Below are 26,590 nucleotides of genomic sequence, written 5' to 3' on the forward strand. Positions count from 1 at the left end.
TTTCGCATTTAAGCCTTGGATTTAACTAATTGGCGGAATGTCCTTAATCTAACCCTGTTGTAACGCCAATTGTTATCCGAATCACCGGTAATTTTTGTTATTCGTCTACGGCGCCGGGTGAACTTAACAATCTTTTTGGGTATAATCTGCGCCCTTTTGAAACTGCCGTCGCACACCATCAGAGTTCACTATGACCGTTGAAAAATTTGACCCGAAACAAACCACCACACTGGAAGGACCTAAAGCGGTGTTAAAGCAGCAATCAGAAATGACAAATAGCTCTGATACTGCGAAAGCAAAAATCGGTTTTGTGAGCCTCGGCTGCCCGAAAAACCTGGTGGATTCAGAACGAATTCTTACTCAGCTTCGCACAGAAGGGTACGAGGTAGTACCTACCTATAATGATGCCGCGCTGGTTATCGTGAATACCTGTGGATTTATTGACGCAGCGGTGCAGGAATCACTGGACACCATTGGCGAAGCCCTGGCTGAAAACGGCAAAGTGATTGTGACCGGCTGCTTAGGCATTAAAGAAGATGAAATTCGTGAAGTACACCCCAATGTACTGGCGATAACAGGCCCTCATGCCTATGAGGAAGTGGTTAATCAGGTGCATGATCACCTGCCCAAGCCTCAGCATAATCCGTTTGAACACCTTATTCCGGATCACGGTATTAAACTCACGCCTCGTCATTTTGCCTACCTTAAGATTTCCGAAGGCTGTAACCATCGCTGCACCTTCTGCATTATTCCATCAATGCGCGGCGATCTGGTGAGCCGCCCTATTGGCGAAATTCTCGATGAAGCCCAGCGCTTAAAAAATGCCGGCGTTAACGAATTACTGGTGATTTCGCAGGACACCAGTGCCTATGGCGTGGATATGAAGCATCGCACCGGGTTCTGGAACGGTATGCCGGTGAAAACTCACCTGCAACAATTATGTGAAAAGCTTGGCGAAATGGGTATGTGGGTAAGACTGCACTATGTTTATCCCTACCCTCATGTAGACAACCTTATCCCGCTGATGAACGAAGGTAAGATCCTGCCCTATCTGGATATCCCCTTCCAACATGCCAACAAACGCATCCTCAAATTAATGAAGCGCCCGGGCAGTTCAGAACGCACGCTGGAACGAATCAAGCAATGGCGTGAAGCCTGTCCTCAGCTGATTATTCGCTCTACGTTTATCGTTGGTTTTCCGGGCGAAACAGAAGAAGAGTTTGAGGAATTACTCGACTTTATGCGTGAAGCTCAGCTCGACCGGGTCGGTTGTTTTGCTTACTCACCGGTTGAGGGCGCTGTGGCTAACGATCTGCCCGACCCGGTGGATGAAGACGTTAAACAAGAGCGTCTGGCGCGCTTTATGGCCGTGCAGGGTGAAATTAGCGCTGAGCGCCTGAAACAGCGAATTGGTCAGGAATATCAGGTAGTCATCGACTCTGTGGATGCTGAAGGCGCGGTTGGTCGTTGTTATGCTGATGCTCCGGAAGTAGATGGTGTGGTGCACTTAAATGGGGTTTATGATGTTAAACCCGGCCAGCACGTCTGGGCTGAAGTCATCCATACCGATGAGCATGACATGTGGGCCGTAATGTCTGAAGAACAGGACGAAACAGAAGATGAGGCGGAGTAATCCGCCTCGGTAACCCTGTTACCAGGGTAGCTCATCACCTTTAGCGTGAATAAATCGCCCGGCATTAGCCAGGGTCAGTTCGCCAATTCGGGCAACCAGGCTGGCCGCGGCGGTGTCGGCGTCGACATCTCCATTACCTCCCACCATCTCGGTTTGCACAAATCCAGGATGAAACAGGCCTACGGCAATACCGTCGGCTTTGAGATCATTAGCCAGGGAAACGCCTGCTGCGTTAAGCGCCGCCTTGCTCATCCGATAACCGTAGTAACCGCCAGAACCATTATCGGCCATTGAGCCCATTCGGCTGGTAATAAGGGCCACCTTACTACCTGATGAAAGCTGTTTTAACAAACACTGGGTAACCAGTAACGGACCCATAGCATTCACTCTGAACTGATAATCAATGGTATTGGGCTGCCAGTCAGTAATGGCTTCATTAGCCAGCACACCAGCATTGTTGATCAGAATATCAATATCTACGTCATCTAACGGTGCCAGCGCTTGCGGTAAACTTTCTGGCACACCCACATCCACACCACTGATTACTTCAGCGCCGGTAGCATTCAGCGCATCTGAGCTGTTACGGCACAGGGCATAAACCGAGTGGCCACCAGCCAGATACTGCTTCACCAAGGCAAGGCCGATGCCGCGATTGGCACCGGTAATAACAACATTCATGATGACTCCTTATGCGCGTTACGCTAGCTATAAGCTCTTAGTACCTAGTTATCCGCGGCCAGACTGGCCAGCAAGTTAGTCAAATCATCCGGTGTATCTATACCTACCGGCGGCTCCGACAGCGCTTCCTCTATATGGATAGCATCGTCATACCATAAGGCCCTTAACTGTTCGAGCGACTCAATTTGTTCTAAGGCAGAGGGCTTATAGCTTACGTACTGATTAACATAGCTTGCGCTATAAGCATACAAACCAATATGGCGATAATACAAGCCGGGATCTGCGCTCACCGGTAGCTGCATCATGGTATCGCGGGCAAAAGGTAGCACTGAGCGGGAAAAATACAGCGCTTTACCCGATGCCGAAAAGACCACTTTTACGATGTTGGGATTAAATACATCATCTTCGTGAGCAATTGGTGTGCAAAGCGTTGCCATTTGCATAGCAGGATTGGCTGCCAGATTGGCCGCTACCTGACGAATATTATCGGCAGGTACAAACGGCTCATCGCCCTGCACGTTAACAATAATGGTGTCATCGGCAATCTGCTGAGTCTGGATAACTTCGGCAATACGCTCGGTGCCGGATGTATGCGTAGTTGCGGTCATCACCACGGTAGCAAACTGCGCGGCTACACTGGCAATGCGTTCATCATCAGTAGCGACAATGACCTTGCTGGCGCCTGCCTCATTAGCCCTGTCAACCACATGTTGAACCATGGGCTTGCCCTGAATATTCGCCAGCGGTTTACCAGGAAAGCGGCTGGACTGATAGCGGGCGGGAATGACAACCGTAAAATCCATGGGCAAGATTATCCTTTTTTCAGTGCTTCGAGTTCTTCAAGAGAAATCGCCGTGGCTTTCTCTTCCAGTAATACCGGAATACCATCGTTAATCGGGTAAACCAGACGGTCATAACGACATACCAGACCAGGCTCATTATTGCTCTCTGTGTACATTAATTTTCCTTTGCACACTGGGCAGGCTATTATTTCCAGCAACTTTTTATCAAATGCCATGGTGTTTCCTTTGTTATTTTTGTTCAGCGTGCAATACGCTGAATGAGCTGAGTATAAAAATCTTCGGCCAGCACCGCATCCACCGGCTGGTACCAACAGTTATCATGGGCGTGCGCCACCGCCTTCACTGCGTCTTTTTCGGTCATAATCACACAGCCGTCTGCAATATCCTGTTTACCGATAGCATGATGATCGGCCAGCGCAACGCAATGATCAAGCCTTACGCCCATCTCTTTTAACTGGTTAAAGAAACGTCTCGGATCGCCAATGCCCGCCATGGCGGTAATATGCGATTCCTGTTCCAGCTCCACAAGGTCTCGCTGTAACTGGGGGTGCAATACATTAATCAGTTTGCCGGGCTGCAAAGACATTTGAAATGGTGTCGGCATATTGCTGACCTTTGGTAACTCAAGCGCCTCACCAGACTGATTTAATATTAAGAAATCAATGGTCTTAAGTCGCCAGAGACCTTCACGTAACGGCCCCATCGGTAGCAACTGCCGGTTACCAAACAAACGTCTGTCAGCCACCACACACTCAACATCCCGGCCCAGCGCGTAATGTTGCAAGCCATCGTCACTGATGATCACTGTACAGCCTTGTTCTAGCAGTTGCTGTGCTGCACGGGGGCGGTTGGGATCGATAACCACCGGCACACCTGTGCGCCGTGCTATCAATAGAGGTTCGTCACCAACCATGGGTGCTGAATCGTTTGCGCTAACCTGATGAGGAAACTCGGAGGTTTTAGCACCGTACCCACGACTTACCACACCAACTTTGTAGCCGGCCTGTTGAAGCCTCTCGCAAAGCGCCACTACCAATGGTGTTTTGCCGTTACCGCCGACTGAAAGATTGCCTACCACTATAACCGGCACCGGCAGTGTTACGGTCTTTTTGACGCCCAGCCGAAACAGTAATCGACGTAACGCTGATAACAGAAAAAACAGTAGCGTAAAGGGCAACAACAACCATTGATACCAACGCCCTTCATACCACATGCGGTTAAGCGCCGACATTGCTACTCCCCAAACTGCAGCGCATGTAACTGCGCATAAGCACCGCCCTTGTTGAGTAAGTCCTGATGCTTGCCCTGCTCAATAATCTTACCCTGGTCGATCACCAGGATCTGGTCGGCATTTTCGATAGTGGATAACCGGTGGGCAATAATAATGCTGGTTCGATCCTGTTGCAGTGTTACCAGGGCATCCTGGATCATCCGTTCTGATTCGGTATCCAGCGCCGAAGTTGCCTCATCGAGAATTAACACCGGCGCATCCAACAACAATGCTCTGGCGATGGCCACGCGCTGGCGCTGTCCGCCAGACAATGCAGAGCCATCCTCACCAATCATGGTATCAAGACCATCTTCGAGCAACTCTGCAAATTCCATTACATGAGCCAGTTTAGCCGCCTTTTCAACGGCCTCACGGGAGACGTTTCCAGCCACGCCATACGCAATATTATTAGCGATGGTATCGTTAAACAAGGTGACCTGCTGGGATACCAGCGCGATATTTTTGCGTAGTTCAGTGAGCTTAAACTCGTTGATATCGGTGTTATCAAGAGTGATCTGCCCTTGCTCGGGCAAATAGAAACGGGTGAGTAAGTTCGACATGGTTGACTTACCGCTACCAGAACGGCCCACCAGCGCAATACTGGTGCCGGCGGGGGCATCGAGATTCATGTTATCGATCGCAGGAGTGTGCTTACCCGGATAAGTAAATGTTACGTTGTTAAAGCGGATGTTGCCTTTTACTTCGTTGGCATCAAGCACACCGATATCTTTTTCAATTTGCTCATCCAGCACGGCAAAGATGCTCTGGCAAGCTGCCATGCCTTTTTGAAACTCGCTGTTAACCGTAGTCAGCTGCTTTAGCGGTTTAAGCAGCATCACCATATAAAATACGATGGTAACAAAGGTACCTGCGGTGAGCTCGGCCAGCATACCCGGCGTACTGGCAATATACAGCACCACCGCCAGGGCAACAGAAGCGATAACCTGAATGCTCGACACACTCAGGGTTTGCGTAACGGCCAGCTTCATGGTCTGCTGGCGATTGGTGTTATTCTTTTTAGCAAAGCGGTCCTGTTCTTTTTGCTGACCACCAAACATTAAAACCACTTTATGGCCTTTAACCACCTGCTCAACCGCACTGGTAAGGTTGCCCATAGACTTTTGGATATTGCGGCTAACCGTGCGGAAGCGTTTGGTAACAAAAGTGACGATAACTGCTACCACAGGCCCGACAAACAAAAATACCAGTGATAACTGCCAGGAGAGATAAAACATCCAGGCCAGGATCCCTATCACCAGAGCGCCTTCACGAACCAGAATCGCCAGTGATTTACCCGCCGCACGGGCCACCTGGTCGGTATCGTAAATGACTTTAGAAATCAGATTACCTTTGGCCTGCTGGTCGTGAAAGCTGACCGGCAGATGAATATACTTACTGAACAGTTGCTGACGCATGGTCATTACCACCTGAGCCCCAATCCAGCTCAGTGCGTAACTGCCCATAAAGTTAAATATGCCGCGCAGAATAAAAACCGGTACCACCAGGTAGGCAGCCATACGCAAATAACCGTAATCCTGGTTGTTCAGCGACCGGTCTATAACAGGCTGAACCTGCGAAATCACAAAGGTATCGAGTGCCGAGTAACCCACCATGCCGATAAATGCCACAATAAAGGCAAGTTTGTAGGCTTTCAGGTAGCTAAAAAACCGTTTTACCGGCAATGCTTGAGTGTCATTCTGTTGCATAGTTCACTGTTTACTATAAAAATCGGCGCCATTGTACCTGCTATACTCATGACACACCAAAATAATCGATTCACGTTGTCAAAACCGTTTGCACGGAATGTCTTTATTTATGGGCAGTTTACTGCTTTACAAACGTTTTATGATACCAGCGGCTGTGCTGACTTTCCCGATAAGCATAAGTACTGATTCCGTTGCCGGTAATGTCAAAGCGCAAATGACCGCTCTCACTAACAAACAATGCCTGACTACCCACATTCCGGTAACGTTCAACAACCTGCTGATGAGGAAAGCCCCAGCGATTAAGCCAGCCCTGAGAAAACACCACAAATTGCGGCTTTACCTGTTCGATAAAGGCAATAGATGATGAGGTTTTACTGCCATGATGCGGCGCCAGTACGATGTTTGACGTCAGCTCCTGACTGACTTCAGGTAAGCTCAACAGCGCGAGCTCCGCCTTCTGCTCAATATCGCCCGGCAGTAACATGCTGAAGCGGCCATCCGATATTTTAATCACACAGGAGCCATCGTTATCAGACCAGCCCTCTTTAGAATCAGGTAGGGGCCACAAAGCCTGCATGTTTAAGCCCTGCCACTGCCATTTACCACCTGCATGGCAGTTATCTTTTGGGGTGACAACGGCAAGCTCAGGATACGTTTTGCGAATAAAGTCTAACCCACCGGCATGGTCATTATCGAAATGGCTGATAAATACCCGTTGGAGTTGCAAGCCGCGGATCTGCAGAAAGGGGTGGATAACAGTCTCTACAAAATTGAACCCTGAGGCAAAGGACGCGCCGGTATCAAACAAAATAGCCTTGCTGTTGCGGCTAATAAGTGTGGCATTGCCCTGCCCCACATCAAACACATGGACATGCCAGTCTTCCGTCTTCCTTGCTACCGGCAGGTATCCGCCAGAACAAGCCAAGAGCGTAACGATCAACAAAAGCAATCGCCCTTTAAAAGGCGGGGCTAAAATAAGTAACAGCGCTATCACACTGGCCATCAACCAGGTAGAAATGAATACCGGAAAAGCCGCATAGTCACCAACAAAACTAGCCACCAGGTCAAGCTGCTGCATCAGCCATTCGAGCACCTTGCCGCAACCATACAAAACCCAGGAAGTGATGAGATGATCAACCGGCAAAACGATGAGCATTAACAATCCCAGCAGACACAAAGGGATCACCAGCAATGACATCGCCGGTACGATCAGTAAATTAATCAACGGCGAAATCAAACTAACCTGCCCCAGCAGCGCGCCCACTAGCGGTGCCATAAGCACACTCAGCATGACCTGTAACAGCACCACTCCCCTAATCCAATGAGCACCGCGGGATGACTTTTCCCACCACCAGTGAAACCAGATGATTATGGCCACCGCCCCCACACTCAGATACAGAGCCGTGCCGTAAACTGCCATAGGGTCGAGCAAAATGCTCACAGACAATGTTGATAACACCAGAGTTAGCCTCGACAAACGGAGTTTAAGCAAATGCAGCACAGCGATGATCAGTAGTGCACAGTAAGCTCGCAAAACGGCGGTTTGCCAGTCAGCCAGATAGGCATAAAAGCCACAGGTAGCCAGTACCAAAATAAAAGCCGTTAGATACAGACTTTTCGGTAAGGAAAAGGTTAACCAGGCAGACGCCGCAATAAAGCTTCTGAAAACAAAAAGGATTGCGCCTGCCACAATCATCAGGTGCAAGCCAGAGATAGCAAACAGATGGGCAGTTCCCGTTTGCTGTAACAACTGCCAGTCTGATTTTGTAAATTCCTGGCGCTCACCGAATAATAAAGCCAGCAGCCATTTCTCGCCCGGCAGTTGTAATGAGGTTAGTCTGGACTTTAAGCGATTACGGGTAGATGTATCAGGCTCAATAAGTGCAATGCGATGACCGCGCACGTAGCCGGTTTTGACTATTCGTTGACTCACATACCAGCGCTGCATATCAAAGCCAGTTGGATTGGCAATGGCCCGGGCCGGTTTGATTCTGGCAGCGGCGCGGATATGCTGGCCAGTAGTAAAAGTTGCCTGCGGCCTGTAGTAGTGTAGCTGGATCACCCACTGCTTTTCCCAGACATGCTGATCCACGATATTATCGGTCAGGATTAGTCTGTCGTAGTCGGCAAAACGCTGATAACCAACAACTCGTCCCTCAATTATGACATCTTGTTGAATTTCACCACCAAGCTGTTGCCACTTGAGGTATGATTGCCCTACACTCGTTGCCACAAAAAGGCCGGCAGTTGCAGCAGCCAGCACAACCCAGGCAAAGCGTAACGGTTTTTGCCATCGTTTTGCGTTACAATACCCAGCTATGAGTAACGCCGTGGTTGATAGTGAAATAAATGCCAGCACAAACGGCAACCCGCTGTGGGGCAGTTCTGACCACCAGCGACCTGAAATCACTGCGCCGCTAAATGCTGTCGCCGCAGTTGTTAGCATGCTTGTATTCACCAGTGACTCTGTTTGAGAAAAGATTGTTAGATTTATGCCGAAGAAGTTTATAAAACGCTATTTGCCTGATCCGCATTCGATAAAGGAAAATCGGGCCTTAAAAATCTTTGGCAGCATTCTTCATGAGCCCAATTTATGGCATCTGAACCGGAAATCCGCTTCCGGTGCTTTCGGTATCGGATTGTTCTTTGCGTTCTGGCCGGTGCCTTTTCAAATGTGGTTATCGGCAGCCACCGCAATCCCCTGCCGGGTGAACCTGCCATTGTCTATAGCGACAGTCTGGATCACTAATCCCTTTACCATGCCTCCTATATTCTACGGCGCCTATTTAGTAGGCTCTACTGTCCTTGGGACCAAGTCTGAGGCTTTTCATTTTGAGCCCACCTGGGACTGGGTTGTCAGCTCGTTGTCGACCATCGGGCCGTCTTTCTTACTTGGCTGTGGGATCTGTTCGGTGGTATTTGGTTTAACCGGCTACTATACGCTGAACTGGCTATGGCGCTTCTCGGTTCGCAAAGCCTGGCAGTTGAGAAAAGAAAAACGTCGTCAGGCACAGCAAAACCAGCACTGAACGTGCTTTCGAAACCTTCTATGGTGCACTGGTCAATTAAAGCCTGGCGATTACGCTGGTAATACTAACTCAGTAAAACGATGAGAAACGCCCAATGATTACATTGGGCGGTTTTGTTTTGTGTAATTACTTATTTATGTGTAGCCGTTGATTAGATTGCAATGGCTTCTTGTATCGCCATCGACAGCGGACCACTCACCGCGTCTTTAAGTCGCGCACAACGGCGTATCTTTTCTAGTGTTTGACCTAATGAGCGCTCATAACCAGGTAGTTGCTCAGCCCTGGAAACAATAAACTTCTCCCAGTCATCGGCTTTATTCATTGAACAGAGTTCACCGGCTAGCGGTGGAAATGCAGCGCCACGTAAATTATCGGGTATTCGATCTAATATACGCTGCGTATTATTTTTGAGCCACCGGAAGGTACTGTCCTGAGTTTCTGCTTGGGATAGTTGCTCCCGTAGGATATCTGGCGCGTAGTCATCATAGATCCCGCCAATGCTCCTTTCTAATAATCGGCGACCTAACTCAGGATCTGTAGTTCTGGATAGGCCACGGATCATCGCAACACTGAGCGCAGGATCATCACTTTCAGCGAAACGTTGTTCAAGTACGGTGAAAAAGGATTCGCCGAGATCTCTAACCGCAACAGTCAATGCGGTGGCGCGCTGCGCAGCAGGAATTGCCGTAAAGTCTGGGACACCATCAATTCCCACGAATGCTTGCGCTTGCTCGCGCAATGGGGCACGCATTTCTGGCAGCTTTGCAAACTCAAGCAGATGGCTCTGCAACTCGCTACTAAGAATTTGAGCACCCACTGATGTTTGCTGGTTAACTCGGTCATAGATTGGAGTAAAGATTGCTCGGCTTATGGCTGCAGCTGTGTCTAATGCATCGCCGCTCAATGCTGAATTGGCCAGGCCCTCAAACTTACGTTTGGTGTGAGCAATGACGTCCCAGGCTGGGTGCCTGGCCATAGTTAGCATTCCTTCAAGCCAAATATTGGCATCGATATGCCCTGCGCGTAGACCTGCATCGAGACTATCTAGCATGGTTAAAGCCTGCTCAGAAGGAAGAGCCTTACCATGACGAATCAAGTGTTGCCAATCGTCTTGATTCAAGCTAAACCGATAGTAACCGCTTTGAGCATTCGGGTGAATAAATGCTGGGCACCGATTAGTTTTTAGCGGTACACGTTCTTTTGTTTGCTTCATTACATGACAGGTTTCACCGCTTCCATGTGCTACGCAAACCGGAACGGTCCATTGTTGTTTATCAGTAAACTTAGTGCCAATTGCAGCGTAGCGCGACTGATGTAACTGGACCTTGGGCTTACCTTCTTCTGAGCAATCCAGAGAGGCCGAAATGAGGGGAACTCCGGGCAAACGGATAAAGTCATTAAAAATGCTTGTTAAATCATTCTGATTGCTGACGCTGGCGAGTGAAGCAATAAAATCATCGGAATGTGCGCCACCGTGTGCAAATCGTTGCATATGATGTCTGATCCCTTTTTGAAACTGCTCAGCACCAATATAGCGCTCCATCATAGTAAGAATTGCAGCGCCTTTCGCATAAGTGATCTCACCATCAAGTGCGTAAGCAATATCTTCATTGCGAGAGACCGGTTGCTTAACACTCTGTGTATCTGACAGTGCATCGTTGTTCATTGCACGTAAGGCCATTTTGGTGATGCCGCGGTCGAACTCTCCCGCGGGCCAGTATGCGTGCGAGGCTTTGTAGGCCATCCAAGTTGCAAAGCTTTCGTTCAACCATAAATCATCCCACCATTCTGGTGTAACAAGGTTGCCAAACCACATATGCGCTAACTCATGACTATGCACCAGAGTATAAGCACGTTTTTGTTCCGCAGGAGAGTTTTCATCCAGCAGTAACAGATACTGGTCATACAGTACTGCACCCGGGTTTTCCATAGCGAAGCCTAAACTACCCGGAGGAGCAATCAAATCAAGTTTTTGGTAAGGGTATTGCGAACCAAAATAGTCTTCTAACCAATCAAGTATGGCTTGTGTGTTATCCAATGCATATTGCACATTCGCCCTCTTGCCCTTGGTAACCAATGCTCGTAGAGGTAAAGGGCGCTCACGTATATTATTGACGGGTAACGTACCGTAATCTGCAATGTCGAACGGGCCGACCATAAACGCCAGAAGATAAGTCGGCATTGGCAAAGACTGTTTAAAATCATGGTTGACCCATTCCTCGTCGACACGAGTGGTGGTCGCTAATGGGGTGTTAGTAATCGCGGCTAATTCTTTGGGAGTAGTGAGGTTTACCTGATACGTCGATTTAAAACGAGGTTCGTCGAACCCGGGGAATACTTCCCGGGCAAGAATCGTCTGAAACTGTGACACTATGTAATTTTGTTCATTGCCGAGCATTTTAAACAACGCCCCACGGGGTGAATATTCTGCCGTGTAGACGAAACTTAGAGTAACCTCCCCTGACTGCAAAGTCTGTGGAAAAGTGACTTTTGCCACACCTGAGTCCAATACTTGCTCGTAGGAGACAGGTATTTTTTCGCCACCTGCCGTAGTCAATGAAACAGAGGTAACATCAAGGTCTTTGCCATGTAACCAAAGCATATCGGTATCGCGATTGAGTTTCACAGTGATCTGGGTTTTACCCTGAAAATCATCGGCATCCGGGTCAATAGTCAGGTGGATTTGGTAGTGCAAAGGTGTGGCGGTGTCGTCCAGTTTTCCTGCTGGAGGGGGGATGTTATTACTCGCTGCTACAGTGCTAACGCTGAAAAATATAAGCAGCACGATATAAATAACGCCTGATTTCAGCATAAGATCTCCTTTCATCTATTCCTTAAAATAAAACGAACACTACGTAATGCGTAAATTGTTATCGCAACGCGCTATAATTATTTCGAACAGTGTAGAAGCTGTCTTGTCAAACGTCCAAATAACCAACTGAGCATTAACGGAAAAAAAGCTTTACGCCAACCATGGAGCGGGTACGGCAAATACAGTAAAAGGCTTGTTGACACCATCGCCATTGTTGATTTTTTCTGGTAACCAACTGACATGTTAGCTTGAGTACTAATTAAGTTGAGCGGCAGGGTAATAGGACGCCAGCACAAAAGTGCTCCCTCACTAAAGTGACCTTAACATGATTATTTTGGAGAGTTTAAAAGGACAGGCACTCTCTATGCTGTTACTTAGTTAACTATTTTAAGTATAACAGAGCGGAGCTACAGTCGCGCAATACACTTGCTTTTATAAAAGGCTGTGCTTACGCTATGAAATGTAAATATAAAATATCTAATTACGCTAGTGTTCATAAGGCAATGAAATTGAACTACTTCATAGTAAAATCGAAAAGAATTGCTTTTTATTTTTTTATTCTTCCCTTACTGCTGTTCACAATAATAGGTTTTATAGATAATCCCCCTTTCCTCATATTCAATCATACTATTTTCGGGATTGTTCTCATTGGTCTGGTGCTGGTTCACGCAGCCTACAGCTACGTTGTCGAGAACCATATGGCAGCAGTCAAAGAGTCAAAGTCCTCTATGCTTTCGTTGCCATCAACTTTAGTAATGTTTCTTATCTGCCTTACTATTTATTTCAACTATGTAATTTAGAGACTAAAAAATAAAAGAAAAGGAACAGTCACTCGCCGGACTAATTAAATTAAAGGGACCTTTTATTAAGATGCTTAGATTTATTAAATATCTTGTATTATCGAATAATATCCATCGAGTACATTCAAAGCTTTCTGATGTGTTCAAAATTGGTACTTATGCATCATTCTTTGTGATTTCAACAATTATATTTTCCAGTTCGACTTTGGCAAAAACAGTTTGCATTGATGAAATGGTAAAGGAAGAAGACCCACCGACTCTTAGTTCAGAGCTTATTGATGCAATGTATGAAGCAATTAGCTCTAACGAGTTCAACCTTGACGAACCTTATACTGTGATGAGTGAGATACATTTCTGTGCCGGTGCAGGTGATAAGCAAACAGTTACACAGACCAGAGCCGATGGAACCAGGACGTGGACTTATACCAATATGAATAGATTTTGGATATTAACTGAATACAAATACACCCCTGTGGCTGACAAAGATAGTCTGCCTGACGAGCCATAATCTGATTTAGCGTGTTTTAGGATCTTAAGATAGCTCAGATGGTTCCAGAAAGAACAGCCGGACGGCGTCCGGCATGTTATTTATACCAGACCGTTATCCGTCAGAAACGCCATTAAACGTTCTTCATCCCACACTTCCACATCCAGCTCCTGGGCTTTGGCCAGTTTGGATCCGGCTTTTTCGCCGGCCACCAGGAAGTCGGTTTTTGCAGATACACTGCCTGCCACCTTGGCGCCCGCCTGCTGTAGCAATGCCTTCACATCATTCCTGGACATTTGGCTCAGCGTGCCGGTAACTACGCAGGTTTTGCCATCGAGTACCAGATCCGCCTCGTCCGGCGCTTCAATCTCCGGCCAGTTTAATCCTGCACTCAGTAAGCCCTCTAGCACCTCTGTATTGTGCGACTCATTAAAGAAGTTGAACACGTGCTCAGCTACTACAATCCCCACGTCCTGCACTGCCTGTAAATCATCCAGGCTCGCGCTTTGGATCGCTTCTAAGGTTTGAAAATGCAGTGCCAGATTAGCTGCCGTAGTTTCACCGACTTCACGGATACCCAAAGCGTACAGAAATTTCGGTAATGTGGTTTGCTTGGCATTGTGAATTGCCTGCAATAAATTGGCCGCCGACTTATCACCCATCCGCTCCAGTTGAATCAACTCAGGGAACGTCAGGTTAAAAATATCCACTGGTGTTTTTAATAGCCCGGCGTCTACCAATTGCTCTATCAGTTTGTCACCCAGCCCGTCTATATCCAGCGCTTTGCGTGATGCAAAATGCTTTAATGCCTGCTTGCGTTGGGCCGGGCAAATTAACCCACCAGTGCAGCGAGCCACGGCTTCATCGGCTAATTTCTCTACCTGAGAGTCACACACCGGGCACTGAGCCGGAAATCGAATCTCCCGGGCGTCTTCCGGTCGCTTATCAGCTACCACTGAAACAACTTGAGGAATAACATCCCCCGCCCGGCGAATAATCACTGTATCGCCGATACATACACCCAGTCGCTCTACTTCATCCTGATTGTGTAAGGTAGCGTTTGATACCGTTACGCCGCCAACAAATACCGGTTCAAGGCGGGCAACAGGCGTGATCGCACCTGTGCGTCCAACCTGAAACTCAACGTCGAGTAAGCGGGTCATCTCTTCCTGCGCCGGAAACTTCTGTGCAATAGCCCAGCGTGGCGCCCGGGCAACGAATCCCAGTTGTTGCTGCAAGGCGATATCATCCACCTTAAACACTACGCCATCGATGTCGTAAGCAAGGCCATCACGGCGCGACAGGATTTGCTCATAGTACGCTAAACAACCGCTGGCTCCTTCCGTAATGCCGATATCCGGGCATAAGGGGATCCCCCACTCTGCTAGCTGCCTAAGACGCTCATGGTGACTGTCCGGTAAGGTGAAATCGTCCGGTGCCACAACACCCAGTGAGTATGCATAAAACATTAACGGGCGTTTAGCGGTAATCCGGGAGTCCAGTTGACGTAAGCTGCCGGCAGCCGCGTTACGCGGATTAGCAAACACCTTCAGCCCGGCATTACGCTGGTTTTCGTTGAGTTTTTCAAACCCATCGCGAGGCATAAACACCTCACCGCGCACTTCAATTCTTTCGGGTAAGTCAGCGCCGCGTAATTTCAGTGGAACGTTGGCGATAGTTCTAACATTGGCGGTGATATTTTCACCTACCTGACCATCTCCGCGGGTGGCAGCACGCACCAGCACGCCGTTCTCGTATAAAATCGAAACGGCCAGTCCGTCGAGTTTTGGCTCACAGCTGTAGGCCAGCTTATTATCGGCTTTAAGGCGGTCGAGCAGGCGTTTTTCAAAAGCTTTCAGATCGGCTTCTTCAAAAGCATTATCCAGCGACAACATTGGCACTTCGTGGGTTACCTGTTCAAACGCCCCCAGCGGCTCTCCCCCTACCTTCTGGCTGGGTGAATCCGGGGTAATAAGCTCAGGATGCTCAGCTTCCAGCGCCTGTAATGCCTGAATCTGGCGATCGTATTCGCTGTCAGGCACACTGGGATCATCCAGCACGTAGTACTGATAGTTATAGTCATTAATTTTCTCGCGCAATGCTTCGAGTTGCGCGATGACGGTTTGATCACTCATGGGAATTGCTCATTTGATGTTGTACTACTGCCTTCTAACAGTAGTACAACGAATTCAGGATAGTAAACTTAGTGACGGGCTATCATACGTTTGCGTTCAAAGTCGCGGATCTTTTCAACGTACTGCTGTAAGCCCTGTTTGGATAACACACTGCGGCGACCGTCGAGCACCTGAGCATTAAACTCATCGGCAATCTTACGGGCGGCATTATGCATCATATTAAATACCTGGTGCGGGTCGCCTTCTATTGGCAATAGCATAAACAGTGAAACGCCGCGTGTTGTGAAAGTTTCCAGGTTATCAATATCAAAATTACCCGGTTTGAACATGTTAGCTAAGCTAAACAGCACCGGGCCTTTGCCATTAGAATTTACATGGCGATGGAAAATGTCCTGATCGCCAAACTTAAAGCCCAGGGTTAACAGCATCGGAAGTAACGCCGCACCACTGATGGGTGCATCTTCCGGAGCCCGTACGTTGAGGATCAGCACTTCCGGCTCAACCTGGGTAGCAGGCTGAGCTGCCTGAGCCTCGGCAGCCTTAACCGAGTCATCAAAATCAATTTGCATCTGATCTTCATCACCAAAACGCGGTTCCTGGCGCTTGCGGCTGGCCGGGCGGCTACGTTTTTTAGGTGTAGCAGGCGCTGCTTCCGGCGCTTTTTCAGTTTGATCTTCGGCTGCCGCGGTTTTGGATTCTGGCGGCGCAGGCTGGGTATCCAGAGAAAAGTCGTCCTGCTCGTCATGCGGTGCAGACTCTGGTTTTGCCTCAGGCTGAGCACTTTCCTCTTCCTTTAACAAGAATGACGGCGGTGCCGGCACTGAATCCGGTAGCTCGACCACGTTATCGTGCTGATACTGTGGTTTCGGATTGGTCACTACCGAAGCATAGAGCTGTTCTTTAGGTGCTTCAGCAGGCTTGTTAGCGGGCTCACTTTCAGTGGTATCAGTGTCGTCATTATCAGTTGAAGCGGAAGGCTCAACGGTGTCGTCCTTTTCAGTTTCAGTTGAGGTTTCTTCTTTGACGTTGACGGCATCGTACTCTGACTCGTCAGCGTCGGTTGTCGAATGACGAACCACCCGCACTTCGCCAATGCCGTACTCATCAAACTCGTCAGCAGATTTCAGGTTGCTTTGTTCGTCGTCACGCTCTTCTTCCTGCCAGCCCTCCGGCTCAATCCGCCGTTGGGGCTTTTTGGCCTGACTGTTTTTGCGGATATTCCATAAGCCATGTGCCAGCACACCAAGGATAAAGAACCCACCCAGTAGCAACAATGACAAACGTAATTCTTCTTCCATCGACTTCTTTCGCCTTTAAATTTATGCGTCTACCATGGAGACGGCTTCATCGACATCCACGGCTACCATGCGTGATACGCCCGGTTCAGCCATGGTGACACCTGTCAGGTGGCTCGCCATCTCCATCGCAATTTTATTATGTGATATGTATATAAACTGTACCGATTTCGACATTTCAGAAACCAGGTTACAGAAGCGTCCGACGTTAGCATCATCCAGTGGCGCATCCACTTCATCCAACAGGCAAAATGGCGCCGGATTAAGCCTGAAAATTGCAAACACCAATGATAATGCGGTTAAGGCTTTTTCTCCACCGCTAAGCAGATGAATTGTACTATTTTTCTTGCCCGGCGGACGGGCCATTATGGTCACGCCGGTCTCCAGTAAATCATCATCGGTTAAGGCAAGATAAGCCGAGCCCCCGCCAAATACCTTGGGAAAGAGCATTTTAAGATCTTCATTCACCTGCTCAAACGTCTGGCTGAATCGGGAGCGGGTTTCACGATCAATTTTACGTATAGCGTTTTGTAATGTTTCAAGGGCGTCATTAAGGTCGTCAAATTGCGTGTCCAGGTGTGCCTTGCGTTCTGCCTGAACGTCGTATTCTTCCACTGCCGCCAGGTTAACAGCACCGAGCCGGCTAATGGCCGCGGTAGTCTGTTCCAGATCCCGTTGCCAGGTGGTCTCGCTGGTTTCGGCCGGCAGGGTTTCCAGTACCGCTTTAAGTGTGACACCAATTTCGCTGAGTTGTTCCAGAATGGCCGTGCCCCGCACGCGGTAACCTTCCGCCTCGATTTTCAGGCTGTCGAGCTGCTCCTGCCGTTTGGCAATATCACCAACAATTGCCTGCTGGCCCTGCATCGCCTGATTGAGCAACTCTTCTGCATGTTCCAGATCCTGCTGTAAGCTGTAGCGCTGTTCTTCAAGCGCCGCTTTTTCGGCCAACAAATCCTGCAGTTGCGCAGCTTGTTCGGTTTGTGGTTGATTGAGCGATTGTTGTTCTTGCTCTAACTGGGCGGCGCGCTGCCCGAGACTGGTAAGTTGCTGACTAATCCGCTGCTGTTGTGAATTTAACGATTGCTGCTTATTACGGCTCTCCTGCAGTTTGAGGGCCATCTGATGCAGTTCACGGGTATTTTGCTCATACTGGCTACGCTGACTGCTAAGCTGCTGCTGGAGAGCTTGTTGCTGATCCTGCAGCCGCGCCTGGCGCTCTGCCTGCTCTGCCAACTCCATTTCATAAGTTTCCAGCCCTTCATTGAGCATAGCCAGTTCGGTGGCCTCTTCTTCAAGCTGCTCTTGCTGGCGACTCAGCTCATCGTCCAGGCGTTCACGCTTTTGCGCTTCCTGGCGTTGTTGTTCGCTCAACCAGCTTAAACGCTGAGTCAGTTGCTGGCGCTGATTATTGCGTTCATTCAATCCGCCCTCACTGGCACTCACCTGCTCCCGCGCCCGCTCTATATTGTTTTGCGCCTCGCTTTCCTGTTCTTCAAGCGAAGCTAGCTGTGCTTCCTGAGCGGCGATAGTATCGTTGAGTTCCTCGATTTGTTCGGCACGCTGTAACACGCCCTGCTCGGTATCCTGCTCACCATAGCGAAACCAATCAGGGCCGAACCACTGGCCATCATGGGTAACAATAAGCTCACTGTCACCAGCCTGTTGGCGCATCGCCAGAGCCTTTTCGGCATCTTCTGCCACCAGTATCTGATTAAACTGATGGGGTACCCATTCATCTTCCAACAAGGCTGCCACACTGCCGGGTTGTTTATCCCGCGTTAAGGCTGGCTGGCTAAAATACTTAAGGCCTGCGCTTAAATTTGCCTGATTTTCCGTTAGTGTTGCGAGGCTCTCGCCGGTCGCCAGTTGCGCATCACCAAGCTCACTGAGCACATGTTCAATAATGGCCGCAGCGCCCGGCTTTGGCGTTAACTGCTGCCACAGTGGCACCACACCTTCAGGTTGCGGCCCCGTGGGACTGGCTGCTTGTTGCAGGGTCTCAAACGCTGCGAGCCGGGATTGATTTTGCTGTAACTCAGCACGCATTGACTGCGTGTGTTGCCGCGCCTGTTCATAATGGCGCTGGGATTGCTCCAGGGTCTGCCTGGCGCTTTGAACCTTATCCTGCTGTTCAAGGATTTGCTCTGCCAGCATTTCCAGCTCAAGCTGCAAATCGTCGATGGCCTGCTGATGGTCAGCCTGGGAAAATTCCTGTATTTCGCGCTCCAGCTCACCAATTCGTTGCTGGGTACGCATCTGCATCTGCAACAACGACTGCACTTTACTGTGGTGAGAATGCACTTGCTGCTTTAGCTGATGATACTGCTGGTCGGTTTGCTGAAAATCGCGCTGATGCTGATGTAATGCAGCCTCAGCCTGGTCACGCGTAACCTCTAACTGCTCACAGGCTGCTTGCTGAATCTCGTAACTGGGCTCTAATTCCACAACCAGTGCCGCGTGTTCTTCAGCCTGTACTGTCAGTAACTCTTGTTCTTCATTCAGGGCCGCTTGTTGGGTCTGAATATCGTCCAGTTCGCTGTCGATTTGCTTGAGACGTTGCTGATTATGCAGGGCTGACTGCTCCAGCCGGGAAATCGTGGCACTCACCGTAAATAAATTCTGCTGCAGGTGATCAAGCTTTTGCTTACAGGTTTGCTGCGTGTCACGGTATTTCTCGATACCGGCCTCATCGCCCCGTTGCCTCGCTCTGAGCGCTTCAATATCGGTATCCAGTTGCTGCTGCGTTTGTTGCAGTTTTTGCAAATGGTCATCATGTTTGAGCCAGCGAATAGCGGCAAGCTCACTTTTTAACGTACGTTCCTGCGCTTTAAGCGTAGTATAGCGTTTGGCTGCTGCTGCCTGACGCTGTAACTTTTCAAGCTGCCTGCCAAGCTCTCCGCGCACATCTTCCAGACGTTCGAGGTTATCCTGGGTATGGCGAATACGGTTTTCCGTTTCCCGCCTACGCTCCTTATATTTAGAGATACCAGCCGCTTCTTCGATGAACACCCGCAATTCCTGGGGCTTCGACTCGATTAGCCGGGATATCATGCCCTGCTCGATAATGGCGTAACTGCGCGGGCCCAATCCCGTCCCTAAAAACAGATCGGTGACATCGCGGCGACGGCATTTACTGCCATTTAAAAAATATGTGGAGATGGCGTCACGGGTAACAACGCGCTTAATCGACAATTCGTTATATTTGGCATATTCACCGGCGATCCGGCCACTGGAGTTATCAAACACCAGCTCAACACTGCACTGCCCTACGGGCTTACGGGCCGACGAACCGTTAAATATTACGTCGGTCATGGCATCACCACGCAGGTTTTTGGCTGAGCTTTCCCCCAGCACCCAGCGCACCGCATCAATTACGTTAGACTTACCACAACCATTCGGGCCTACAATGGCTGTCATATCGCCGGGAAAGGGGATCGTGGTGGGATCAACGAAGGATTTAAAACCGGCCAGGCGGATTTTCTTAAGACGCACAACACCACCACTCTGTTAAAAGAGCGTTATTGATAGCGATACCCGCTGATCCTGTCGATAGCGTTGAACCGGGAATTCTCAATATGCGCACGCGTTGTTGTGGTTGTTATTATAAGTTGAATGTAACAAAGTTCATGAACTGTAACAATTATGAATTCACAGTGAGATCCCGGAGTTTTATACTGTGGGTGTTTGAAAGTATGTCATTTTTTATCACCCCCTTTTCAGATAATGACATTTTCTTTTCACCAGACAGCAGGAGTTTTAATGGCACAACGCAGCGGTATCGGTTATTTCGGGCAAGGGTTTGATTTAATTACCACAAAAGGCTTAAAGCGCTTTGTGTTTATTCCTTTGATGATCAATCTGGTGCTATTTTCAGTGGCCTTTTATTTTCTGCTCGGCGAAATTCAGACCGGTGTGGACTACCTCATCGGGTTTATTCCTGACTGGCTGGGCTGGTTGAAGACGTCCATCACTTTTTTACTCTGGCCGTTGGCGGTGATAAGTATTTTACTCAGCTTTGCACTGATGTTTGGTACCCTGGCCAACTGGATAGCCGCCCCTTTTAACGGCTTGCTGGCCGAAAAAGTGGAACGCCATCTTACCGGACAATCACTCGGCGATGACGGCGTAATGGCCATCATTAAAGATATTCCCCGTACGCTGGGCCGGGAGATCACCAAACTGGTGTATTACCTGCCCCGCGCCATCGGCTTTTTACTGTTATTTTTCTTTCTGCCGGTGATTGGCCAGATATTGTGGTTTTTATTCGGCGCCTGGATGATGGCCATTCAGTATTGCGACTACCCTTTTGATAACCACAAAGTGCCGTTTGGCGAAATGCGCCAAAGGCTGGGCGATCGCAAGGGCCTCAGCTACTCGTTTGGGATTGCCGTAAACGTGATGGCGATGATACCGATTGTGAATTTTCTGGTGATGCCGGTGGCAATCTGCGGTGCCACTGCCATGTGGGTCAACGAATATCGCTCAGACGTCCTCAGTCGGCGCTGATATTTTCTGTCGTAGCATCTGCCGCCGGGTCGGTTGTTAAACCGGTCCGCTGCTGGCGGAATACATCCAGCCAGTAAGACGCTTTCTGAGTATTGCCTGCCTGCTCATAATGCTGAAACAGATTCATGGCGATAGGACGCTGTGCCCTGGGGTTGTTCAGTAATGAATTCCAGATCGATAGGTAGATAGGCGGAATATATTTAGCGTCGTGATTTTCCATAAAGGTGATCCGATCGCTGGGTTTAAAGCTCGCTACCCCAATGTTATTACAGGTACGCGACGGATAAAGGGTGACCGGGAACTCGATAGACTGCCAATATTCAATGTTACTCAGCGGGGCATAAGTCAGCGCGCCCAAAAACACCAGATTAGGCGCCGATTGGCGGGCGCAGTACTCTTTAGCAAAACTGCGTGTTAACGGATACTCGTCAACAAACCCGACGAAGTGCGCCAGCTCGTGAACAAATACGCTGTAGGTATCGCCAACATCGAGATACATCACGCCATTATTCACATTCGCCTTGCCCGATTTGGCGAGTACCACCGCATGGGTAAAGCCGCGTTGCCTGACTACCGGCTCAAGCGCTTCAATGTTACAACCGAGGCGTCCCTGGCCCTGCCAGTTTGCATCACATTTCAGTGACTCGCGGGCCAGCCAAATTGGCTTGTTAACGCACAAGGGTAAGGATTTAAGCCGTTTATCAGCTAAAAACTGCTGGTAAATACGATTCGCCTGCACCATCTCCGCCAGACCGGTAGCAAAAGGCTGGATTTGCTGCCGGCATTGCGGTGAATTACCACTGGCGGGCTTAGCCGACAAGCCAGCGATTGACTCAGGCTGGTACTGTTGCAGCACGGCTAACACATTCTCGGCCTGCTCGTGTTGTTGCTCTGCCGCCTGCTTAAATAATTCGTACCCTTCGTCTTCGCGGCCCTGCTGCCAGCGAATATAAGCCAGCTGAAATGCGCTCTGACTGTCCCGGCTAGCGGTTTTTTGCAGCCAGGGCTCGGCTTCACTTTGTTGTTCGTGTAGCAGATACCAGTCAGCAAGGGCTGTTTGCGCCACAAAATAATCCTGCTCAGCAGCTGCTTTTAACCAGGTTTCACGATGAGCAAAATCATCCCGTGTGAGGGCATATTCGTATTGTGCTTCGGCCACCCCGCCGCGCGCCGCCAGACGCACCAGTCGCTGAGTGATCCTCGGATTGTCCTCTATTCTGGACAGTGTCAGTGCTGCCGGGGAATAACCGGACTTAATAAGCATTTCCAACCAGTACTGGTTGCGGTTCGCCTCAGCAAATTCAAGCAGACGCTGCTTAGCCGCCAGACTATTTTGCTGCACAGCTACCCATAACAGCGGCGCAGGCTTATCGGCCTGCTCGGCGTTATTGAGCAATTGGGAGGGCAAATGACCGCTGTCTGCGGCGATGGTTAATGAAGTAAACACCGCCAGACAGGTTGCTCTGAAGAACATCATGACTTAGTCGGTAACCGTGTTTTGCCTCAAGCGTTGCAGCTCCAAGCGGGCATAACGGTGTTCAACGTACTCATACACATTGGTGCTGAGGGCAAACTTAAAATAATTGGAAGCCACGCCAGGCTGGTTGTTTTCCTCGTGGTACTTACCCAGATAAAAGTAAGCTTCACACAACCTGTCGGTCAGTTCTTTCTCACTGGTAATGCCGTTTAACAGGGAGTCGAGCAATTGTTTTTCGGTTTGCTGACCCAAAAACAAATCTACCAGACCGGTAGCCCAATGGCTGTCGGGCAGGTTTTCCCGGCGCTGACTGAGTTGTTGCTGAGCCGTTTGCGGCGCGTACTCTGACTCTGCAAAATAGGCCCATAACACCCGGAAGGGATCATCAGGCGCTTTGTTAGCAAAGGTCGCTAAATCAGACACGGCTAAATCGGCCCGGCCGCCGTAATATAACGCAATACCGCGGTTTAAAAAGGCGAAATCATAGCCCGGATCGATATCCAGGGTTGAATCAAAGGCTTCATAGGCGCGACTAAACTCTTCCTGCTGTACCATGTGTACACCGAGTGAGTTGTACGCTTCAGCCATATCCGGTTTAAAGTTAATTGCCCGGTTATAATCAAATTGCGCCAGTCCACCCAGGCCTACGCTGTCGTATAACATGCCACGCTGGAAATGTAACTGGGCTTTATCTTCGTCGGTTAGCTCGGCATTGGAGAGGATTTGGCCGAATCGGGCGATAGCCACCTGCGAACGAATACTCAGGGGAGCAGGTTCCGGCACTAACAGGTTCCCCATTTCGGTTTGCTGTTGTTTTGGTGCAGTTTGTGCGCAACCGGTAACCACTAAAACAAAAAAGATAAGACTCAATCGACTAAGCATGGTAAATATAATTCTTTCCTATTCGCCGCGTTTGATACAACTATAACAGAAGTCAGACGCTAACACGTATTGATGAGTGAGACTATATCAGTTCTCACCGGATAGTAGACAAAAATAACGACAGTTAAGGAAGCAGTAAATTGTTACAACAGTTAAAAGATGCCGCACTAAAGGCCCAGAAAAACGCCTACGCCCCCTACTCTAAGTTTCGGGTTGGCGCGGCTATCGTCGCCGAGGACGGCAATGTATATTACGGCTGCAACGTTGAAAACGCCGCGTTCCCACAAGGACAGTGCGCCGAAGCCTCGGCCATCGGTACTATGATCACCGCTGGCGCCACACAGATTAAACAAATTCTGGTAGCCAGTCCCAATGATGATTATTGCTATCCCTGCGGTGGCTGTCGCCAGAAAATCGCCGAGTTTGCCAGTGCAGATACACCAGTGTTTATGCTTACCGCTAGTGGCGAATGCACCGAAACCACCGTCAGTGAACTGCTCCCCCACACTTATAGTTTGCCGGAGGAGCAAAACCGCGGTTAAGCCTTTTTGGCTTCCTGCTTGGCATTAAAAGCTGCCAGCTGCTCTTCTGTGGCGGGCAGCTGGTGTTTTTCCTTCCACTCGCTGTAAGGCATTTTATAAACCACGCGTCTGGCTTCATCATAATCCACCTCTTCGCCGCGCTCTTCGGCGGCTTTGCTGTACCATTTAGCCAGACAGTTACGACAAAAGTCAGCCAGAATCATCAGTTCGATATTCTGCACGTCTTTATGTTCATCCAGATGAGTGATTAAGCGGCGGAATACCGCTGCTTCGATTTCAGTTTGTACGGATTTATCCATGTTACTTTTCCTTAAGGCCTGTTCATGCATGAAAAAAGGGGCTTATAGCCCCTTTATACATACGAATATCGCTTTGAGATTAAGCGTCGTCAGAAGACTCAGGCTTAGCTGGCTTTTCTAACAACTCTTTAATGCTTAAACGTACACGGTTCTGACGGTCGATTTCCATTACTTTTACGTCAACCATCTGACCTTCAGACAGGTAGTCAGTCACTTTGTTCACACGCTCGTGAGCGATTTGTGAAATGTGAACCAGACCTTCTTTGCCAGGCAGTACTTCAACGAAAGCACCAAAGTCTACGATACGGGTTACTTTACCGTTGTAGGTCTTACCTACTTCGATTTCAGCAGTCACCTGTTCAATCTTAGCAATGGCGATTTCCGCTTTAGCACGCTCGGTTGCGAAGATCTTCACTGTACCGTCATCTTCGATTTCGATATTGGTGTCAGATTCTTCGGTGATTGAACGAATCATCGCGCCGCCTTTACCGATAACGTCACGGATCTTGTCCTGATCAATCTTCAGCGTGTAAATGCGCGGTGCAAATTCGCTCATTTCTTCACGGTGACCGCCCAGAGCAGAATCCATTACGCCAAGAATGTGTAAACGGGCTTCTTTTGCCTGTTTAAGAGCAATCTGCATGATTTCTTTAGTGATACCTTCAATCTTGATATCCATCTGCAGCGCCGTAACACCTTCGGTAGTACCGGCCACTTTAAAGTCCATGTCACCTAAGTGATCTTCATCACCTAAGATATCAGACAGAACTACGAAGTTATCGTCGCTCTTAACCAGACCCATAGCGATACCAGCAACAGAGGCTTTAATTGGTACACCAGCATCCATTAACGCCAGTGAGGTACCACATACAGAAGCCATTGAAGATGAACCGTTTGATTCAGTGATTTCTGATACCACACGTACTACGTACGGAAATTCTTCATCAGAAGGCATAACTGCCTGAATACCACGCTTAGCCAGACGACCGTGACCAATTTCACGACGCTTAGGCGAGCCAATCATTCCGGTTTCACCTACGCAGTACGGAGGGAAGTTGTAGTGCAGCATAAACTTGCTGTCACGCTTACCGGCTAACTCATCGATCATCTGCGCATCACGCTCAGTACCAAGGGTAGCAACAACCAGTGCCTGAGTTTCACCACGGGTAAATACCGCAGAACCGTGAGTACGCGGCAGTACACCAGTAGATACGTTAAGGGCACGAACCATAGTTGGATCACGGCCATCGATACGTGGCTCACCTGCCAGGATACGTGAACGTACTACGTCACTTTCCAGTTCATGCAGAAGGTCGAAAACTTCTTTCTGATCTTGCTCTTCATCAGCCGCTAAGATTTCAGCAGCCGCTTTTTCGGTTACTGCAGTCACTGCGTCTTTACGCTCCAGCTTGTCAGAAATCTGATAAGCGGCGGTCATACCTTCAAGCGCAAGGGCTTTGATTTTGTCTTTCAGGCTGGTGTTTTCCTGCGGAGCAACCCAGTCCCACTTCGGCGTGTTCACTTCAGCAGCAAACTCATTTACCGCAGAAACAACAGTTTGTAATTGCTCGTGACCGTACATTACCGCGCCAAGCATAACTTCTTCAGACAGCACGCTGGCTTCTGATTCAACCATCAGTACCGCACCTTCAGTACCGGCAACAACTAAATCCAGTTGGCTGGCTTCCTGTTCGCTGTTACGGGTATTCAGTACGTATTCGCCATCGGTGTAACCTACACGCGCCGCACCAATCGGGCCGTTGAAAGGAATACCAGAGATAGCCAGTGCCGCTGAGGTACCGATCATTGAAATAATATCAGTTGGGATTTCAGGGTTGGCAGAAACCACGGTCACTACTACCTGAACTTCATTTTTGAAGCCTTCAGGGAATAATGGACGGATTGGACGGTCAATCAGACGCGCAGTCAGGGTTTCACCTTCAGAAGGACGACCTTCACGCTTGAAAAAACCGCCTGGGATTTTACCCGCAGCGTAAGTTTTTTCCTGATAGTTAACGGTCAGAGGGAAGAAATCCTGATCGGCTTTGGCTTCTTTTTTACCAACTACGGTAACCAGTACAGAAGTATCGTCCATGCTGGCTAATACTGCAGCGGTTGCCTGACGGGCAATCACACCCGTTTCTAAAGTTACAGTATGCTGTCCATACTGGAATGTTTTTGTAATAGGAGTCACTATTTGTCCTTTAAATCTTTCTTTAAAATTCTTCGCTATTAA

Annotated in this window: 19 protein-coding genes; 5 read left to right on the plus strand and 14 right to left on the minus strand. The window is 49.0% G+C overall.

The features are described from left to right. Positions 1-190: 190 nt before the first annotated feature. The gene (gene rimO / locus D9T21_RS19835; RefSeq protein WP_123326919.1) at positions 191-1,633 is read left to right on the plus strand and encodes a 30S ribosomal protein S12 methylthiotransferase RimO; all 1,443 of its coding nucleotides are present in this window, start codon (positions 191-193) and stop codon (positions 1,631-1,633) included. 18 nt (positions 1,634-1,651) lie between these two features. On the opposite strand, the gene D9T21_RS19840 is transcribed toward rimO, so the two are convergent. From D9T21_RS19840 to D9T21_RS19865, 6 genes are all read right to left on the minus strand, one after another. Beyond that, a complete protein-coding gene (locus tag D9T21_RS19840) occupies positions 1,652-2,311 on the minus strand; it encodes an SDR family oxidoreductase (protein WP_123326920.1) in 660 nt (219 codons plus the stop codon). A 44-nt stretch (positions 2,312-2,355) separates the two neighbouring features. Beyond that, positions 2,356-3,114 (minus strand): 3-deoxy-manno-octulosonate cytidylyltransferase, encoded by a 759-nt coding sequence (gene kdsB / locus D9T21_RS19845; RefSeq protein ID WP_123326921.1) that lies wholly within the window; start codon positions 3,112-3,114, stop codon positions 2,356-2,358. Positions 3,115-3,122: 8 nt separating this feature from the next. Beyond that, positions 3,123-3,329, minus strand: coding sequence for a Trm112 family protein (locus D9T21_RS19850; RefSeq protein WP_123326922.1), 207 nt, complete (start codon positions 3,327-3,329; stop codon positions 3,123-3,125). Positions 3,330-3,352: 23 nt separating this feature from the next. Beyond that, on the minus strand, positions 3,353-4,345 hold the full coding sequence (gene lpxK, locus D9T21_RS19855) for a tetraacyldisaccharide 4'-kinase (protein ID WP_123326923.1): 993 nt from the start codon (positions 4,343-4,345) through the stop codon (positions 3,353-3,355). 2 nt (positions 4,346-4,347) lie between these two features. Further along, complete coding sequence (msbA, locus tag D9T21_RS19860) at positions 4,348-6,090, minus strand: lipid A export permease/ATP-binding protein MsbA (protein ID WP_123326924.1); 1,743 nt, start codon at positions 6,088-6,090, stop codon at positions 4,348-4,350. Between the two features lie 118 nt (positions 6,091-6,208). Beyond that, a complete protein-coding gene (locus D9T21_RS19865) occupies positions 6,209-8,536 on the minus strand; it encodes a DNA internalization-related competence protein ComEC/Rec2 (RefSeq protein ID WP_123326925.1) in 2,328 nt (775 codons plus the stop codon). Positions 8,537-8,582: 46 nt separating this feature from the next. On the opposite strand from D9T21_RS19865, the gene D9T21_RS19870 reads away from it, so the two are divergent. Next, positions 8,583-9,119: a DUF2062 domain-containing protein gene (locus D9T21_RS19870; protein WP_123326926.1), complete on the plus strand. Its 537-nt coding sequence runs from the start codon at positions 8,583-8,585 to the stop codon at positions 9,117-9,119. 151 nt (positions 9,120-9,270) lie between these two features. Here the strand turns inward: D9T21_RS19870 and D9T21_RS19875 are convergent, their stop codons facing one another. Then, positions 9,271-11,931, minus strand: a complete 2,661-nt coding sequence (locus D9T21_RS19875) for a M1 family metallopeptidase (protein WP_164464772.1) — start codon at positions 11,929-11,931, stop codon at positions 9,271-9,273. 870 nt (positions 11,932-12,801) lie between these two features. Here D9T21_RS19875 and D9T21_RS19885 point away from each other — a divergent pair. Further along, on the plus strand, positions 12,802-13,239 hold the full coding sequence (locus D9T21_RS19885; RefSeq protein WP_123326929.1) for a hypothetical protein: 438 nt from the start codon (positions 12,802-12,804) through the stop codon (positions 13,237-13,239). Positions 13,240-13,319: 80 nt separating this feature from the next. Here D9T21_RS19885 and ligA read toward each other — a convergent pair whose 3' ends face one another. The 3 genes from ligA to smc form a co-directional block, all read right to left on the minus strand. Further along, on the minus strand, positions 13,320-15,353 hold the full coding sequence (gene ligA, locus D9T21_RS19890) for an NAD-dependent DNA ligase LigA (protein WP_123326930.1): 2,034 nt from the start codon (positions 15,351-15,353) through the stop codon (positions 13,320-13,322). 68 nt (positions 15,354-15,421) lie between these two features. Further along, entirely contained in the window at positions 15,422-16,651 is a 1,230-nt protein-coding gene (gene zipA / locus D9T21_RS19895) for a cell division protein ZipA (protein ID WP_123326931.1), read from the minus strand. 21 nt (positions 16,652-16,672) lie between these two features. Continuing rightward, positions 16,673-20,140, minus strand: a complete 3,468-nt coding sequence (smc, locus tag D9T21_RS19900) for a chromosome segregation protein SMC (RefSeq protein WP_123326932.1) — start codon at positions 20,138-20,140, stop codon at positions 16,673-16,675. Positions 20,141-20,407: 267 nt separating this feature from the next. Here smc and cysZ point away from each other — a divergent pair, with 267 nt between their 5' ends. Then, positions 20,408-21,154, plus strand: coding sequence for a sulfate transporter CysZ (gene cysZ, locus D9T21_RS19905; RefSeq protein ID WP_206427310.1), 747 nt, complete (start codon positions 20,408-20,410; stop codon positions 21,152-21,154). Here the strand turns inward: cysZ and D9T21_RS19910 are convergent. Next, positions 21,141-22,631, minus strand: a complete 1,491-nt coding sequence (locus D9T21_RS19910; protein ID WP_123326933.1) for a tetratricopeptide repeat protein — start codon at positions 22,629-22,631, stop codon at positions 21,141-21,143. The genes cysZ and D9T21_RS19910 overlap by 14 nt on opposite strands. A gap of 3 nt (positions 22,632-22,634) precedes the next feature. Beyond that, positions 22,635-23,513: a lipoprotein NlpI gene (gene nlpI, locus D9T21_RS19915; protein WP_123326934.1), complete on the minus strand. Its 879-nt coding sequence runs from the start codon at positions 23,511-23,513 to the stop codon at positions 22,635-22,637. A gap of 140 nt (positions 23,514-23,653) precedes the next feature. Here nlpI and cdd point away from each other — a divergent pair, with 140 nt between their 5' ends. After that, positions 23,654-24,055 (plus strand): cytidine deaminase, encoded by a 402-nt coding sequence (gene cdd / locus D9T21_RS19920; RefSeq protein ID WP_123326935.1) that lies wholly within the window; start codon positions 23,654-23,656, stop codon positions 24,053-24,055. Here cdd and D9T21_RS19925 read toward each other — a convergent pair. Together D9T21_RS19925 and pnp are read right to left on the minus strand one after the other, a co-directional pair. Then, positions 24,052-24,354, minus strand: coding sequence for a DUF1244 domain-containing protein (locus tag D9T21_RS19925; RefSeq protein ID WP_123326936.1), 303 nt, complete (start codon positions 24,352-24,354; stop codon positions 24,052-24,054). The genes cdd and D9T21_RS19925 overlap by 4 nt on opposite strands. Positions 24,355-24,433: 79 nt before the next feature. Then, entirely contained in the window at positions 24,434-26,548 is a 2,115-nt protein-coding gene (gene pnp / locus D9T21_RS19930; protein ID WP_123326937.1) for a polyribonucleotide nucleotidyltransferase, read from the minus strand. Positions 26,549-26,590: the final 42 nt, after the last annotated feature.

The organism is Marisediminitalea oceani (assembly GCF_003731635.1).
Taxonomy (GTDB): domain Bacteria; phylum Pseudomonadota; class Gammaproteobacteria; order Enterobacterales; family Alteromonadaceae; genus Alteromonas; species Alteromonas oceani.